This is a genomic window from Gemmatimonadales bacterium (assembly GCA_019637315.1).
GTDB lineage: Bacteria > Gemmatimonadota > Gemmatimonadetes > Gemmatimonadales > GWC2-71-9 > SHZU01.
The window spans coordinates 23,664-38,407 of record JAHBVU010000005.1 but is presented as its reverse complement, the minus strand read 5'-3'; the positions used below and the strand labels follow the sequence as shown (position 1 = coordinate 38,407).

The window sequence follows — 14,744 nt, the reverse complement described above, 5'->3', positions numbered from 1 at the left end:
GAGGTGCCCTATCGCAGCAGCACCCCGTCGATCACGTGCACCCAGCCATTCGAGGCGCGAACCGAACCGAGCACCTTGGCGTCGTTGATGTAGGTGTCGCCATCGCGCCGGGTGATGACGACCTGCCCTCCACTCACCATGTTCAGCGACTGACCTTCGCTGAAGAACGAGAGTTCGAGCGCGGAGGTCGTCACGTGGTGATAGAGAACCTGGACGAGCTGGCTGCGGTTCTCAGGTTTGAGGAGGCTCTCGACAGTACCCGGAGGCAGCCGGCTGAACGCCGCGTTGGTCGGGGCAAAGACCGTGAATGGCCCCACGTTGGCCAGCGGATCCACCAGCTCTGCAGCCTGCAACGCGGCGACCAGCGTCGTATGGTCCGCCGAGCCGACGGCCACGCGAACCACGTTGGGCGTGGAGGTCTCATCAACCACCAGGGCCTGACCAGGCGCCGGAGCCCCGGTACCGCCGGCCGCCCGGGATTCATCGCTGGAAGGGGCACACGCGACCACCGCCAAGACAAGGCCGCCGAGGACCGGGGAACGTACGGAGGATGTCATGATGATATTCTCCTGTGAAAGTATGAATTACACGCAATGATTACCCGTAGCCAACCGACCTTCGCCCGCCCTGCTAGCGCTTGAGACGAACCGGCCGCCGTTCAGGGGTGGTAATCTCCGCCAGCGTCGTGTCTCGGAAAAACGACGTGTTTCGATCCGCCAGGTCCTTCCACCGGGCGTGGGCCGCACAGGGTGTCGCGTCGCTGCACGAGGGCCGGCCCAGCAGACACTGTCTGCGCGCCTCGAGCTGGTCGAAGGGACGAATGACGTCCAGCAGCGGAATCTCGTTAGCCGGTCGGGCCAGGCGGAAGCCGCCATGCTTACCTCGCGAGGAGGTCAGGACGCCGCTGCGCGCAAGGGCGTGCATCGTCTTGCTGAGGTAGTTCTGCGGGATCTTGAGCGCCTTGGCGAGGACGGTAACCCGGTAGGGTTCGGCGTCTCCATGCTCGGCCATATAGATCGCGGTGCGGAGCGCGTATTCAGCGGTCTGGGAGAGCATTGGCCTGCCATTTTCGGGAGTGAAGTCCGTCACCAGGAGCCCCCTTTAAGTTAATACTTGCTATTATCATGATAATATGATATTATGCGTCAAGCAAGACAGCAGCCGAACCGATCAACTCAGGACAAGGATACGACGATGTCTGGCAAGCAGGGGGTTGGCACGAGGAGTTGGATACTGATCGCGCTGCTTGGGATCGCGGCATGCGGAGGCAAGGAGGCGTCGCCTCCGGCGGCCGGGGGAACACCGGCGGCCTCGGCTGGCGGCGGCCTCAGCGCGTTTCAGCTCGAGCATGGTATCGGACCGGTCACCGACGTCGTGGAGCTTCCCGCCGCAATCGACCCGGCAATGGCCAAGCAGGGGCAGGACGTCTTCGAGATGAAGTGCGCCGCATGCCATCAGATGGAGCAGCGCTTTGTCGGTCCGGCTCTCGGCGACGTGGTGGAGCGGCGCAGTCCGGCCTTCATCATGAACTTCATCCTGAATCCTCAGGAGAACATCGAAGAGCACCCAGTCGGTAAGGAATTGCTGGCCCAGTTCATGTCGTTCATGCCGAATCAGGGGGTCACGCGCGAAGAGGCGCGGGCGATCCTCGAGTATCTCCGCACCAAGTAACCCAAGCTTGGAGGTCAACACCAAATGTTGCGCAAATCCACTATCGCCCGTGCAGTCGGAGTGATCGCGGCTGTCGCGATCGCCGGCTGCGGCGGAGGCGGCGCCCGTATGACGGTTGACGCCGACGCCGCCCAATCCGTCTATGTTGCCCCGGGGGACCATGATGAGCTGTACGCCTTCATGTCCGGCGGCTTCAGCGGCAATGTCTCCGTCTACGGTCTGCCGTCGGGTCGGCTGCTGCAGCAGATCCCCGTCTTCTCGCAGTATCCCGAAAAGGGATACGGGTACAGCGAACAGACCAAGGCATTGCTCGAGACGAGTTGGGGATTCATCCCCTGGGACGACTCGCACCATCCGCAGCTATCGGTAACCGGAGGCGAGCAGGACGGCCGCTGGCTCTTCATCAACGGGATGAACACGCCGCGCGTGGCCCGCATCGATCTGGCCACCATGGAAACCGACGAGATCCTGGAGTTGCCCCACACGGCTGGCTCGCATGCTTCGCCGTTCCTGACCGAGAACAGCGAATACCTGGTCAGCGCCACCCGCTTCAGTGTCCCGACCGTTCAGCGGGATGTCTCGATCCGGGCCTACAAGGAACAGTTCGCGGGCGTCCTGAGCTTTGTGCGGCTGGATCCGGAGCATGGCCGCATGTCGCTCGCCTTCCAGGTGATGATGCCCGGGTTCGACTACGACCTGGCCCGCGCCGGCAAGGGTCGCTCCCACGGCTGGGCGTTCTTCACGTCCTACAACAGCGAGCAGGCATCCACGATGAAGGAAATCGGCGCCTCACAGGCCGACAAGGACTTCATCGCGGCGATCAACTGGAAGCGCGCCGAGGCCTGCGTGGCCGAGGGCAAGGCCAAGACGATTCCAGCCCGGTACGCGCACAACGTGATGGATCACTCCTCGGGAGTCGCGACTACGCACATGCAGGCCTCCTCGGTCATGCTGAACGCCGGCGATTGCCCGAATATGGTCTACTTCCTGCCCACGCCGAAGTCTCCTCATGGCACCGACATCGACCCCACCGGCGAGCTGATCGTCGCAGGCGGCAAGCTGGCCACGGTGATACCGGTGCATTCCTTCTCGAAGATGATCGCGGCCATCGAGGCGCGGGACTTCGACGGCGAAATCGGCGGCGTGCCGGTGCTGAAATACGAAGCAACGATCGCGGGTGAGGTGCAGAACCCGGGGCTCGGTCCGTTGCACACCGAGTTCGATGGCACCGGCCACGCCTACACCTCCGTGTTCATCAGCTCCGAGATCGTCAAGTGGAGCACCGAGACCTTCACCGTGGTCGACCGGGTGCCCACCTACTACTCGGTTGGTCACCTCATGGTGCCCGGGGGCGACACGAAGACCCCGTACGGCAAGTACGTCATCGCACTCAACAAGATCACCAAGGACCGCTACCTGCCGACGGGGCCTGAACTGACGCAGTCCGCCCAGCTCTATGACATCAGCGGCCCACGGATGCGTCTACTGCTCGACTTCCCGACTGTGGGCGAGCCGCACTACGCCCAGGCCCTGCCGGCCAAGCTGATCAAGGACCGACAGGTGCGGGTGTTTGCGATTGCCGAGAACAACGATCCGTATGCCACCAAGCGGGTGCAGGACACCCGCGTTCAGCGCCGCGGCACTCGAGTGGACGTCTACATGACGGCCATTCGCAGCAACTTCATGCCCGACAATATCGAGGGGATCCAGCTCGGCGACTCAGTCTTCTTCCACGTGACCAATCTCGAGCAGGACTGGGACGTGCCGCACGGCTTCGCGATGATGGGCAACCGCAATGCCGAGCTGCTGATCATGCCTGGTCGCACCCGGACGCTGGTGTGGGTACCTCAGCGGGTCGGGGTCTACCCGTTCTACTGCACCGACTTCTGCTCGGCGCTGCACCAGGAGATGCAAGGCTACGTTCGCGTCTCCGAACGCGGCGCGAACGTCCCGCTGGCCTGGAACGGCCCCAACGGCACGCTGAGGTAACATGATGTCCGGATCGTCCCGCGCGGCACTCGCCGTCCTGGCCCTGGCCCTCCTGGCGCTCTACGCCGTGCCGCTCTGGCATGTGGCGCTGATCGCACCGCAGTACCCGGAGGGCCTCGGGTTCTACATCTGGGTCGACCGGATGAGCGGCGACCTGCAGAGCATCAACGGCTTGAACCACTACATCGGGATGAAAGCGATCGTGCCGGAATCGATTCCCGAGCTGCGGTTCATGCCGTGGGCGCTCGGCGCTCTCGTGGCGGCCGGCCTGGTCGCCGCTGCATGGGGCCGACGGGTGGCGCTGACGATGTGGGTAGCCCTGCTGGCCGGTGGCAGCCTGATTGGCCTCGCCGACTTTTACCGGTGGGGGTACGACTACGGTCGCAACCTCGACCCGACTGCGGCGATCAAGGTGCCTGGCATGACGTACCAGCCGCCGGTACTGGGCACCAAGGAGTTACTCAACTTCAAAGCGACGTCGCTCCCGGCAGCTGGCGGGTGGATCGCCCTTGCGGTCATGCTGGTCGGGCTGGCCCTCATTCTGCGGGAGCGCCGCCTGGCGCGAAGGGTGACGTGATGAGAGCCGCCCTTGCCGCGCTGGCGCTGCTGCACGCTGCGTGCAGTGTACCCGGGCCGCGACCGGTGGCCCTGGGCAGCGAGCTCTGCGGTCACTGCCACATGACGGTCAGCGATGATCGCTTCATTGCGCAGGTCGTGACAACGACGGGCAAGGTACTGATCTACGACGACCCCGGTTGCCTCGCGAACGCGCTCCGTGATGGTGAGGTTGCGCGCGATCGGATCCGCTCCATCTGGGTGACGGACTATCTCGACACCGGCAGCCTGATCGCCGCGGAAGGCGCCTGGTTTGTCCGTTCCGATGCGGTACACACCCCGATGGGAAGCGGGCTGGCAGCCGTCCGCTCGTCTGAGCAGGCGCGTAGCCTGGCCGAAGAGCTTGGGGGAACCGTAGTACGCTGGGAGGCGGTGCAGGATGACACCGGCCACAGGCACTGAAATGCCCGACTCATACCGCGGGTGCTAGCCATGCTTGCGCTCCTCTTTCAGATCACCACCATCACGGTGGCACCCGGCGGGACGATCGGCTCCATAGCCGAGGCGGTGCGCAGCGCGCCGGTCGGGGCGCGGATCGTGGTTCAGGCAGGGACCTACCGTGAATCGGGAATCGTGCTGGATCGATCGCTCGAACTCATCGGCGTGGGGCGTCCGGTGGTGGATGGCCGGAATCGCGGGCAGGTCTTCGCGGTCACCGCGCCGGGGGTTACCATCCGCGGCTTCGCGATTCGCAACACCGGCCGGAGTTCGGTCGAGGACCGGGCCGGGATTCGGCTCGACGAGGCCCATGGCTGCCGAGTGGAGGACAACCACCTCGACGCCACCTTCTTCGGTATCTATGTGGCCCGAACCGAGGGCTGCATCGTGCGCAACAATCGAATCGTGGGTACCGGCTTGAGCGAGGCGCTGTCCGGTAACGCCATCCACCTCTGGAACAGCCGGGACATCGTCATTGCCGAGAACACCCTGCGCGGCCACCGCGACGGGATCTACCTCGAGTTTGCGCGCCACTCCGTCATCACCGCCAACTCCAGTCACGGCAACCTGCGCTATGGCCTGCACTACATGTTCTCGGACAGCTCGGAGTTTCGGAGCAACAGCTTTCGTGACAATGGCGCCGGGGTGGCCGTAATGTACACGCGGCATGTCGTGATGGCGGCCAATCACTTCGAAAACAACCGCGGGCAGGCTGCCTTCGGTCTGCTCCTCAAGGACATCAGCGACAGCCGGATCGAGGACAACCGGATCGTCGCCAACACGGTCGGGCTTTACCTCGAGGGCTCTGACCGGGTATCGGTGACTGGCAACCTGATCGAGCGGAACGGCTGGGCCGTGAAGCTGATGGCCAACGCCACCAACAACACGTTCACCGGCAACCGGTTCCATGGCAACAGCTTCGACGTCACCACCAACGGTCGGCAGCACACCAGCCAGTTCGACGGCAACTTCTGGGACCAGTACCAGGGTTACGACCTCGATGGCGACGGCGTAGGTGACGTGCCATTCCGTCCGGTGCGACTCTTCGCCTATCTGGTGGCCCGGCACGAGGCGACTCTGGTGCTGCAGCGCAGCCTTTTTGTCGATCTGCTCGACGCTGCGGAGCGGGTGCTGCCGGTGCTTTCCCCGGAGACACTGGTGGACCGTTCACCGCTGATGAAGGTCCGACGATGACCGCCCCTGCGGTGGAGGCCGTCGGCCTGCGCAAGACGTTCGGTCGACTGCAGGTGTTGCAGGGCCTCGATGTTGCCATCGAGGCGGGCGTCGTGACCGCCATCGTGGGACCAAACGCCGCCGGCAAGTCCACCTTTATCAAGTCGGTGCTTGGCCTGGTGCGGCCGGACAGCGGACAGCTTCGCGTACTCGGCGCCGACCCACGTGACGGTGACAGCTATCGCGCCCGGGTCGGATACATGCCTCAAACGGCTCGCTTTCCCGAGAATCTCTCCGGGAACGAGGTGTTGCAGCTCCTGAGCGGACTGCGAGGTCATCCTGAGAGTCAGGATCGCGAGTTGATCGACACTTTTGGCCTGGGCAGCCAGCTGCACAAGCCGGTGCGGACGCTCTCGGGCGGCACGCGACAGAAACTCAACGCTATCGTTGCCTTCCTGTTCCGGCCGGCGCTGGTGATCCTCGATGAGCCGACGGCGGGGCTGGATCCGGTTGCCAGCGGACAGTTCAAGGACAAGGTGCTCGACGCCCGATCCAAGGGCACCACGGTACTGCTCACCTCCCATCTGATGGGCGAGGTCGAGGAACTCGCTGACCGGATCGTCTTTCTGCTGGAGGGCCGGATCCACTTCCACGGCAGTGTGGATGAGCTGCGCCAGCGCACTGGCGAGGCGAAGCTGGAGCGGGCGGTGGCTCGGCTCACGACGGAGGCGGCGTGACCGCCTTCCTCAGGATCCTCCGCGCTGAGGTCCGCGACGTCCTGCGCAGCCGATGGCTGCCGGGCTATGCCCTGCTCTTCCTGCTGCTGACCGACCTGCTGTTCCGCTTCGGGGCGAGCGGCGACCGCGTGCTCCTGAGCCTGCTCAACGCCGTCCTGCTCCTGGTACCGCTGGTGAGCATCGTGGTCGGCACCATGCACGTCTATCAGTCGCGCGAGTTCATCGAGCTGCTGCTGGCACAGCCGGTCGGCCGGCGGTCGCTGTTTGCGGCGCTGTGGCTCGGGCTGACAGTGCCGATGGCGCTGGCTTTCGTGGCGGGGGTGGGCCTCCCGTTCCTTTGGCAGGGGGCAGGCGGCGCCGGAGGAACGCTCGTCACACTCCTCCTGGCTGGGGCGGCGCTCACGGGGGTCTTTACGGCAATTGCGTACCTGCTGGCCGTCTCCTTCCAGGATCGTGCTGCGGGGCTCGGTGCTGCGATCCTCGTCTGGCTCTTTCTCGCCGTCATTTACGACGGACTGATCCTGATCGGCACCGCTCTGCTGGCCAACTATCCACTCGAGAAGCCGGTACTGACGGCGGTGGTGCTCAATCCGATCGACCTGGCGCGAGTGCTCCTGCTGCTCAAGATCGACATCGCCGCGCTGATGGGTTATACGGGCGCGGTCTTCGAGCGCTTCTTCGGCAGCGGGCGCGGTCTGCTTGTCTCGGCAGGCGCCCTGGGATTGTGGATCGCGGTTCCGGCTTGGCTCGCGATGCGGCGGTTCGTCCGTCGCGATCTGTAGTCAGCTGGCGTGGCGACCCTGAGAACCCGGCATCGTTTGCATGGTCTCCACCAATACGTCGATAGCGGGCCGTGTACCCACCGAAGACCGAAGCGGTCTGCGGCGCTCCAATGATGGCGAACCTTCTGGCACTGCCGCGCACCCGAAAGTGCCAGATCAGGTACCGGCGAGCAAAAACAAAGGGGCGGGCAGTATCGGCCCGCCCCTTTGCCTTCAGCGAACGCCGGCCGCAGCGGTCGGCGGTCCGCCATCCCACCAGGTACCGGCCCGAGGACGAGCTCTGGGATACGTTTCCCGCAGCGTGTCGCCATCGTACAACCGGCCGTTTTTCATGACATACCGGATCGTGTTGGTGTTCCGGATGTTCTCGAGCGGATTGGCATCGAGCACCAGGATGTCCGCCATCTTGCCCGGCTCGAGGCTGCCGACATCCTCGCCCAGACCGACCGCCTCGGCGCCATAGATGGTGGCCACGCGGAGGGCATCGTGATTCGACATGCCGCCCGACGCCATGGCCCAGAGCTCCCAGTGGTTGCCGATGCCCTGGATCTGTCCGTGCGCACCGACCGCTGCCCGCGCCCCACCCTCGATCAATTTCTTCGAGAACTCGGCGTGCTTCGAGAACACGTGCTCGTCCGGGTGGAACCAGCCGCCTTGCTGGTAGTTCTCTCCTCCGCGCCGAAGTGCGCGACGCTGGATCTGACCCTTCGGCATGAAGGTCGCCAGCTTCTTGTCGCCCATCACGTCTTCGGTGGTGTAGAAGTACTCCTCACCGAACGGCCCGCCGTAGGACACCAGCAGCGTCGGGGCGTTGGTGGTCTGACTGGCCTTGAAGAGTTGAACGACATCTTCATAGATCGGCGTGATCGGAAGCGCATGCTCGATCCCGGGATAGCCGTCCATCGCGTGCGTGATGTCGAGCCGGTAGTCGAGTCCGCCTTCGGTGGTCGGCATGATGCCGAGTTCCTTGGCGGCCATGATGATCCACTGCCGCTGCTGGCGGTTGCCGGACATATACATCTTGAGGGTGTTGGTGCCCCAGTAGTCGCTGTAGCGCCGGAGCACACGCTTGGCGTCCTCGAGGCTGTTCATCGGCTCGTTGTTGGGCAGACCAACGCCCGGGCCCGTCGAGAAGATTCGCGGCCCGATCAGGTCCCCGGTCTCAACCCGGTCCTGATAGCTCACGATATCGCTCACCGCCGTCTGCGGATCACGGGTGGTGGTAACACCGTAGGCCAGCGTGGTGAGGTACTGCCAGACCTGGCCCGGATGAATCTCAGGAATCAGCCACTGAGCATGGTAGTGGACATCGACCATCCCGGGCATCAGCGTCTTACCCGACACGTCGATGATTCGCGCGCCAGAGGGCACCGGCACCGAGCCCCGCGGTCCGACCGCAACGATGCGATTGTTGCGCACCACCACGTCGGCATTCTCGATGACTTCCTTGCCCTTCATGGTGATGGCACGACCGCCGCGCAGCACGGCGGAACCCGTCGGCAGATCGCGGCGCACTTCGACCTTGATCCGCAGCTCGTCCGGCCGGTAGCCGGGCTTGACCGGAGGGGTTTTGGCCTTGGTGGTGTCCTTGGCCGCCGTCGAGTCCCGCACCGCAGCAGAGTCGACTGCCGGCGGCTTGGGCTTGGTGGTATCGGCCGCGGCCCTCCTGACGCTGTCGGCCTTGGCGCGTTCGACTGCCTTGAGGCTGTCGGCAACGACCTTGGCCCGATCCAGATTGTAGCTGAAGAGGGCGTTGCCGAGCGCGAAGTAGACGGTTCGACCATCGGCCGACCAGGAGGGCGACTCGCCGCCGATATCCGACAGCTTCCGGGTGGGCACCGACCCGCCCATGGCAACGTTGACCGTGGGCACTGCACCGCCGACGACGGGCACCACGGCGTGATAGACGTCGGTGTTGATCTGCGCAACGGCCTCACCGCCCGTCGGCGACATCAGCACGACCCCGGCTGGCGTCGGAGTCGGGTTCGGCTCGGTCGGGCCGTCGAGATGGGTTCCACCCCTGTTCGACACAGCCAGCACATCCGCGGCAAGCGGTGCCACTCGGCGCGGCAGAAAGGTTGGGCTTTCGTGGCCGGCGTCGAACGCGGCGGAGAAGAACGGCATCGGGCCGACGATTCGAACATGCTGCTTGACGTCGGTGCCATCCCAGCGGAACGAGACCAGGCCCTCGAACGGATGCGAGGCATAGATCCGATCAGGCTGGTTGCGGACAAAGTGAGCGACATCGCGCCCTGCGGTCGGTGCAATGACCGTGACATCGCCCCCCGCCGCCGGTACCCAGACGAAGTCTCCGCCGAGCACGCCGCCGCCGTGTCCGGTGGCATCGATCAGATCCCGTGCCGCCTGACGCGTAGCCACGATCCGGCTGCCGTCGGGCGAAAACACCGGGTTGGTGTAGAGCGCCGCCACCCGGGTCGCGGCCACCGGTCGGGCGTTCCGAGTGCCCAGGGCCAGGGTCATGATCTGCCCACCTGCCGCATCGGCCCAGGTAATCCAGGCCAGCGACTTGCCATCCGACGACCAGGTCGGCTGATACTCGCCCACCTCGGCGGAGGTGACCCGGCGGGGGGTGCCGTTGGGCAGGTCCATCAGGTAGAGCCGGCTCAGGGCTACGAAGGCCAGCTGCTTCCCGTCGGGTGACACGGCGGGATTGCGGATCTGCCGCGCCGTAAAGGTCGCCGTCGTGTCCATCCGATAGACGAACTTGACCTCGGGGCCGACGTCGAGCTTCACATCGGCGCTGAACGGAATCTTCGACGGTCCGCTCTTGTCGAGCGGCACGCGCCAGATTTCCCCGCCGTAGGAGATGACGACCGCGCGCGAGTCAGGGGTGAAGGCGTAGCCGGGCAACGCGTCGAGCGTGGCACGCGCCTCCATATCATCGCGCTGGATCGGGAAGACCAGCCAATCCTCGTCGCCGGTGGTCAGATCCCGAAGCCGAAGACCGGTCTGGGTCTCGTGGCGCGAGGCATAGGTCAGCCACTTGCCGTCGGGTGAGACCTGCGGACGTACCGCCGATCCGTACCGACCGCTCATGGGTGTCAGAGCACCGGTTTCCCGATCATAGTAGCCGACCTGATACTGCGGGAAGATCGCATTGTAGTGCCAGTCGCCACTGCGCGCCGCAAACCAGACGCGACGGCCATCAGGTGTAAAGGAAGCACCGATGGTCTTGAGCTGGGCATTCTGCGGCGTCGGCGGAATCAGCGGCAGACCGGCGCCGCCATCGACGTGAAACATCATCAGCTTTGCCGTGGGGAACGTGCCGCTGCCCCGACTGACGGCGACGTACTTGCCATCGGGTGAAAACGCGGGCGAGATGTACTGGAAGTTGTTGCCCTGGGTCAGCTGGGTCGTGTCCTTCTTGTCCAGGGACATGATCCAGACGTTGTCTCCCCCGCTACGGTCGGAGGTGAACACCACCTTCTTGCCGTCCGGACTGAAGCGCGGCTGCGCATCGTAGGCCAGCCCGGTGGTCAGCGCGGTTGCCTTGCCGCCGCCGATCGGCATGGTGTAGAGGTCGCCCAGCAGGTCAAAGACGATAGTCTGACCGTCCGGGCTGACGTCGAGCGAGATCCAGGTGCCGCGCGTGGCGGTGAACTCGGCCTTGCGGGACGCCTCGAGCGGCAGCGGCTTGGCGGGCGGAGCGCCTGGGGCGCCCGGCGCCTGAGCCAGTGCGGCCGGAACGGCACCCGAAAACACGGCAAGCGCGGCGATGACTGCGGTAGAATTCTTCATGGCCGGCCTCACCGGATTCCCGACGTTACGGCCGGGGCCGTCCGTCGCCACGGTTCATCTGCCGCCGCCCGCTGACGGGGCCAGATTTCGTCCATCGTATCGCCCTCATAGAGCCGTCCGTTCTTCATGACGTAGCGGACGGAGTTGGTATTGCGAATGTCGTCGAGCGGATTCCGGTCGAGCACGACGAGGTCGGCCAGCTTGCCGGCCTCGATCGAGCCGAGATCGCGCCCGAGGCCGATGGCACGGGCACCGCAGAGCGTAGCAATCCGGAGTGCGTCGTGGTTCTTCATCCCGCCGCTCTGCATGGCCCAGAGTTCCCAGTGATAGCCCAGGCCCTGCAGCTGTCCGTGGCTGCCGACCCCGCTGCAGCCGCCCGCTTCGATCAGCCGCTTGCCGAACTCGGCATGCTTGCGGAACATGTACTCCGACTCGTGGGCCCAACCGCTCGGCCCGGGGCCAGCCGTCCGGCGGCGGGTCTTGGCATCGAACTCCGCGGGGGGCGTGAAGTGGCGCAGCTTTCGGTCGCCCAGGGTGTTTTCCGTGGCGTAGAAGTAGTTCTCCGCCCACGGTCCACCATAGGTCACCAGCAGGGTCGGACTGTTGACGGTACCCGAAGCCTTGAACAGCTGGATCACATCGTCATAGATCGGATAGATCGGCAGGGTGTGTTCGATGCCCGGATAGCCATCGATGGCGTGGGTCATGTTGAGAGCGAACTGGAGACCGCCCTCCGTCGTCGGCATCAGCTTGAGCTCCTGCGACGCCATGATGAGGTGCTGGCGCGCCTGCCGATTGCCCGCGATGTACATCTTGAACGTCTTGGTGTCCCAGTACTCGCTGTACCGCTTGAGCACATCGCGAGCGCGCTGCAGCGAGGTAATCCGAGAGCCGCCAAAGACGCCAGGTCCGGTCGAGTAGACCCGCGGCCCGTTCATCAATCCGGCGTCGACACGGTCCTGATAGCTGAGCACATCGGTGGTGCTCGTCTGCGGGTCGCGCGTGGTGGTCACACCGTAGGCCAGGTTGGCGTCGTACTGCCAGTTGTGGCGCCAGTGAATGCCCCAGGCGGGCCACATGTGGGCATGCGTATCGACGAATCCCGGCACGATCGTCTTGCCGCTGACATCGACGACCCGGGCATCGGCCGGCGCGCTTCCCGCGGCGCCGACGCTGACGATCCGGTTGTTGCGAACGACCACGTCGGCCCGTTCGAGAATCTCATCGCCCCGCATGGTCACGACCCGTCCGCCTCGCAACACGACGGTGCCCTGCGGCACATCGCGCTCCGCCGCGACGCGGATGCGCCGCTCGACCGGTCGGTACTGGTGCTGGAACCGCACCGTGGTGTCGGCACCGGCCGCGACCAGGCTGTCGTCCACGGCAAGGCCGCGTTGCACGTCGTACGACACGAAGGCGTTGCCGATCGACCAGTGCACGGTGCGCCCGTCGGCACTCCAGGCAGGGAACTCGCCGCCGATGTCCGTGAGCCGGAGAATCCGTACCGCAGCGCTGTCCAGCCTGGCAACCGAGACCGTCGGCACCACGCCACCGACCTGGGGCACTCGAATGAGGTATATGTCCGGGCCAAACGCGGCCAGCGCGAGATCACCGCGCGGCGCCATCAGGATGGCATCGGCGCGCGGCCCGACCACGGTCGGCTCCCGCGCATCGAAGAAGTTGGGCGGCAGGATATGGTTGTGTTCGTCTCGCGGAGCAAACGGGGCTCGGTACTCCGGGCCATTGTGGGGTGCTCCAAAGCCAACGGGCAACGGCCCGGTTGCCTGGAGGTGCTGCCGCAGATCGGTGCCGTCCCAGCGCATCGACGAGAGCGCCGCAGTAAAGGATACCGGCGGCTGTCCTGGCGGCGGCGGGAAGAATCCGTACAGGTAGATCCTCCCGGTATCAGCCGCAAAATGGGGCATGCGCAGGTTGCCGCCGGTGGGCCGGATCACCGTCGCTGCACCGCCGGCAGCCGGGACCCAGACAAACTCGGCGCCGTGCCCGTCTCCGATGAAGGGGCCGATCTGCTCGACCAGGTTGCGCCGCTCGGCGCGGACCGCCACGATCCGGCTGCCGTCGGGCGAGAACGCCGGCGTCTGCCAGAAGGCGCTCTCGGGGTTGAGGCGAGTCGGCTGCCCTCCACTGGCGCTGACCCGCATCAGCGCGCCGTCACGACCATCCCAGGTTACATAGGCCAGCGAACCACCGTCGGGTGACCAGGCGGGATAGTACTCGCCCACCTCGCTGCTGGTGGCCCGGCGCGGTGCGCCGTCGGGCAGCTCAGCGATATAGATGCGGTCGAGGGCCGTGAACGCCACCCGACGCCCGTCGGGGGAAGGCACCGCATTGCGGATCTGACGGACGGTGAAGGTCGGGGTATCCTCGATCGGATACTCGAACGCCACCTGCGGACCAATCGCCACCTCGGCGTCGACGCTGAACGGGATCTTGGTCGGCGCCGTGCCGTCGACCGGCACGCGCCAGATCTCGCCGCCGTAGGAAAGCACGACGGCGCGGGAGTCCGGGGTAAAGGCATAGCCGGGCAGCGCGTCGTGATCGGGAATCGCTTCGATGTTGTCGCGCTGAATCGGGAAGGCCAACCAGCGCTCGACGCCGGTGGCCAGTTCGCGGATCCGGAGACCGGTCTCCTGCCCGTCGCGGCTGCCATACGTCAGCCACTTGCCGTCGGGCGAGATTGCCGGACGGACCGCCGAGCCGAGCCGGCTCGACAGCGTCGTCGTGGTGCCCGCCTGGCGGTCATAGACGCCAATCTGGAATTGGGGCATGGCGGCGTTGTACTGCCAGATCCCCTGTCGTGCGGCGTAGTAGATGTAGCGACCATCGGGAGACGGCGCCGCACCAAAGTACGCCAGCGGACCCGGGGCGCGAGTCAGCTGCAGCCCGGTGCCGCCCGAGACGTCATAGAGGTGGAGCTTGGGCGACCCGAAGTTCGTGCCGGATGACGACGCCACGATATACTGCCCGTCCGGCAACCAGGCCGGCGAGATATGCCAACCGTGGTTGCCGTGAGTCAGGCGTCGGATGCCGGATCCGTCAGCGTTCGCGACGTAGATGTTGTCACCGCCACTCCGATCGGAAACGAACACGAGCTTGGAACCATCGGGGCTCCAACGAGGCTGCGCGTCATAGGCAAGGCCGCTGGTGAGGCGGGTAGCCTTGCCGCCGGTGATCGGGATGGTGTACAGATCGCCGAGCAGATCGAAGACGATCCGTCGGCCGTCCGGACTCACATCGAGGGAAATCCAGGTTCCCTGTGTCGTAGTGAACCGGGCCACACGAGCCGACTTGAGCGGCAGGCTGTCCGACCGATCCTGGGCCGCTGCCGCGTGGCTTGACGCAAGACCGCCAAGCACGAGCAACGCCATGCGCAGACGTTTCATCCAAGCAACTCCCTGATCCGAGTGTCGAGCGAATCGAAGACTCTGAGAAGTCTACGAGCCCGACCGTCTCCGTGTTCCAAGAGGGGGGCCGGGAAGTGAAAGGTAACTCCCAATGGCTGAGCGGGCGGGATTAGGGCATCATGGGTACCGTTCCTGTGCGGATCAGGCCAGATTTT

11 protein-coding genes are annotated in these 14,744 nt (G+C 65.2%); 7 read left to right on the top strand and 4 right to left on the bottom strand.

The features are described from left to right. Positions 1–8: 8 nt before the first annotated feature. Positions 9–557 carry a fasciclin domain-containing protein gene (locus KF785_06155; GenBank protein ID MBX3146336.1) on the bottom strand — a complete coding sequence of 183 codons (549 nt, stop codon included), beginning with the start codon at positions 555–557 and terminating at the stop codon, positions 9–11. Positions 558–630: 73 nt separating this feature from the next. Then, positions 631–1,056, bottom strand: a complete 426-nt coding sequence (locus KF785_06150) for an Rrf2 family transcriptional regulator (protein MBX3146335.1) — start codon at positions 1,054–1,056, stop codon at positions 631–633. A gap of 138 nt (positions 1,057–1,194) precedes the next feature. Between KF785_06150 and KF785_06145 the strand changes: the two genes are divergently transcribed. From KF785_06145 to KF785_06115, 7 genes are all read left to right on the top strand, one after another. After that, positions 1,195–1,671 (top strand): cytochrome c, encoded by a 477-nt coding sequence (locus KF785_06145; GenBank protein MBX3146334.1) that lies wholly within the window; start codon positions 1,195–1,197, stop codon positions 1,669–1,671. A 108-nt stretch (positions 1,672–1,779) separates the two neighbouring features. After that, positions 1,780–3,660 carry a Sec-dependent nitrous-oxide reductase gene (gene nosZ, locus KF785_06140; protein MBX3146333.1) on the top strand — a complete coding sequence of 627 codons (1,881 nt, stop codon included), beginning with the start codon at positions 1,780–1,782 and terminating at the stop codon, positions 3,658–3,660. 1 nt (position 3,661) lies between these two features. Continuing rightward, entirely contained in the window at positions 3,662–4,237 is a 576-nt protein-coding gene (locus KF785_06135; GenBank protein ID MBX3146332.1) for a hypothetical protein, read from the top strand. Next, positions 4,237–4,677, top strand: a complete 441-nt coding sequence (locus KF785_06130) for a nitrous oxide reductase accessory protein NosL (GenBank protein ID MBX3146331.1) — start codon at positions 4,237–4,239, stop codon at positions 4,675–4,677. Before KF785_06135 ends, KF785_06130 begins: the two co-directional genes overlap by 1 nt. Before the next feature lie 30 nt (positions 4,678–4,707). Next, positions 4,708–5,907: a nitrous oxide reductase family maturation protein NosD gene (locus KF785_06125; protein ID MBX3146330.1), complete on the top strand. Its 1,200-nt coding sequence runs from the start codon at positions 4,708–4,710 to the stop codon at positions 5,905–5,907. Further along, positions 5,904–6,623 carry an ABC transporter ATP-binding protein gene (locus KF785_06120; protein ID MBX3146329.1) on the top strand — a complete coding sequence of 240 codons (720 nt, stop codon included), beginning with the start codon at positions 5,904–5,906 and terminating at the stop codon, positions 6,621–6,623. Before KF785_06125 ends, KF785_06120 begins: the two co-directional genes overlap by 4 nt. After that, positions 6,620–7,405, top strand: a complete 786-nt coding sequence (locus tag KF785_06115; GenBank protein MBX3146328.1) for an ABC transporter permease subunit — start codon at positions 6,620–6,622, stop codon at positions 7,403–7,405. The genes KF785_06120 and KF785_06115 overlap by 4 nt, the downstream gene beginning before the upstream one ends. A 213-nt stretch (positions 7,406–7,618) precedes the next feature. On the opposite strand, the gene KF785_06110 is transcribed toward KF785_06115, so the two are convergent. Further along, positions 7,619–11,164 carry a PD40 domain-containing protein gene (locus KF785_06110; GenBank protein MBX3146327.1) on the bottom strand — a complete coding sequence of 1,182 codons (3,546 nt, stop codon included), beginning with the start codon at positions 11,162–11,164 and terminating at the stop codon, positions 7,619–7,621. Between the two features lie 8 nt (positions 11,165–11,172). Next, positions 11,173–14,568: a PD40 domain-containing protein gene (locus tag KF785_06105; protein MBX3146326.1), complete on the bottom strand. Its 3,396-nt coding sequence runs from the start codon at positions 14,566–14,568 to the stop codon at positions 11,173–11,175. Between the last annotated feature and the right edge of the window lie 176 nt (positions 14,569–14,744).

Bases quoted from the DNA above. Each gene is read 5' to 3' on its own strand.
- nosZ (MBX3146333.1), top strand. From the start codon at position 1,780: ATGACGGTTGACGCCGACGCCGCCCAATCCGTCTATGTTGCCCCGGGG.
- KF785_06130 (MBX3146331.1), top strand. From the start codon at position 4,237: ATGAGAGCCGCCCTTGCCGCGCTGGCGCTGCTGCACGCTGCGTGCAGT.
- KF785_06145 (MBX3146334.1), top strand. From the start codon at position 1,195: ATGTCTGGCAAGCAGGGGGTTGGCACGAGGAGTTGGATACTGATCGCG.
- KF785_06110 (MBX3146327.1), bottom strand. From the start codon at position 11,164: ATGAAGAATTCTACCGCAGTCATCGCCGCGCTTGCCGTGTTTTCGGGT.
- KF785_06125 (MBX3146330.1), top strand. From the start codon at position 4,708: ATGCTTGCGCTCCTCTTTCAGATCACCACCATCACGGTGGCACCCGGC.
- KF785_06120 (MBX3146329.1), top strand. From the start codon at position 5,904: ATGACCGCCCCTGCGGTGGAGGCCGTCGGCCTGCGCAAGACGTTCGGT.
- KF785_06150 (MBX3146335.1), bottom strand. From the start codon at position 1,056: ATGCTCTCCCAGACCGCTGAATACGCGCTCCGCACCGCGATCTATATG.
- KF785_06105 (MBX3146326.1), bottom strand. From the start codon at position 14,568: ATGAAACGTCTGCGCATGGCGTTGCTCGTGCTTGGCGGTCTTGCGTCA.
- KF785_06155 (MBX3146336.1), bottom strand. From the start codon at position 557: ATGACATCCTCCGTACGTTCCCCGGTCCTCGGCGGCCTTGTCTTGGCG.
- KF785_06135 (MBX3146332.1), top strand. From the start codon at position 3,662: ATGATGTCCGGATCGTCCCGCGCGGCACTCGCCGTCCTGGCCCTGGCC.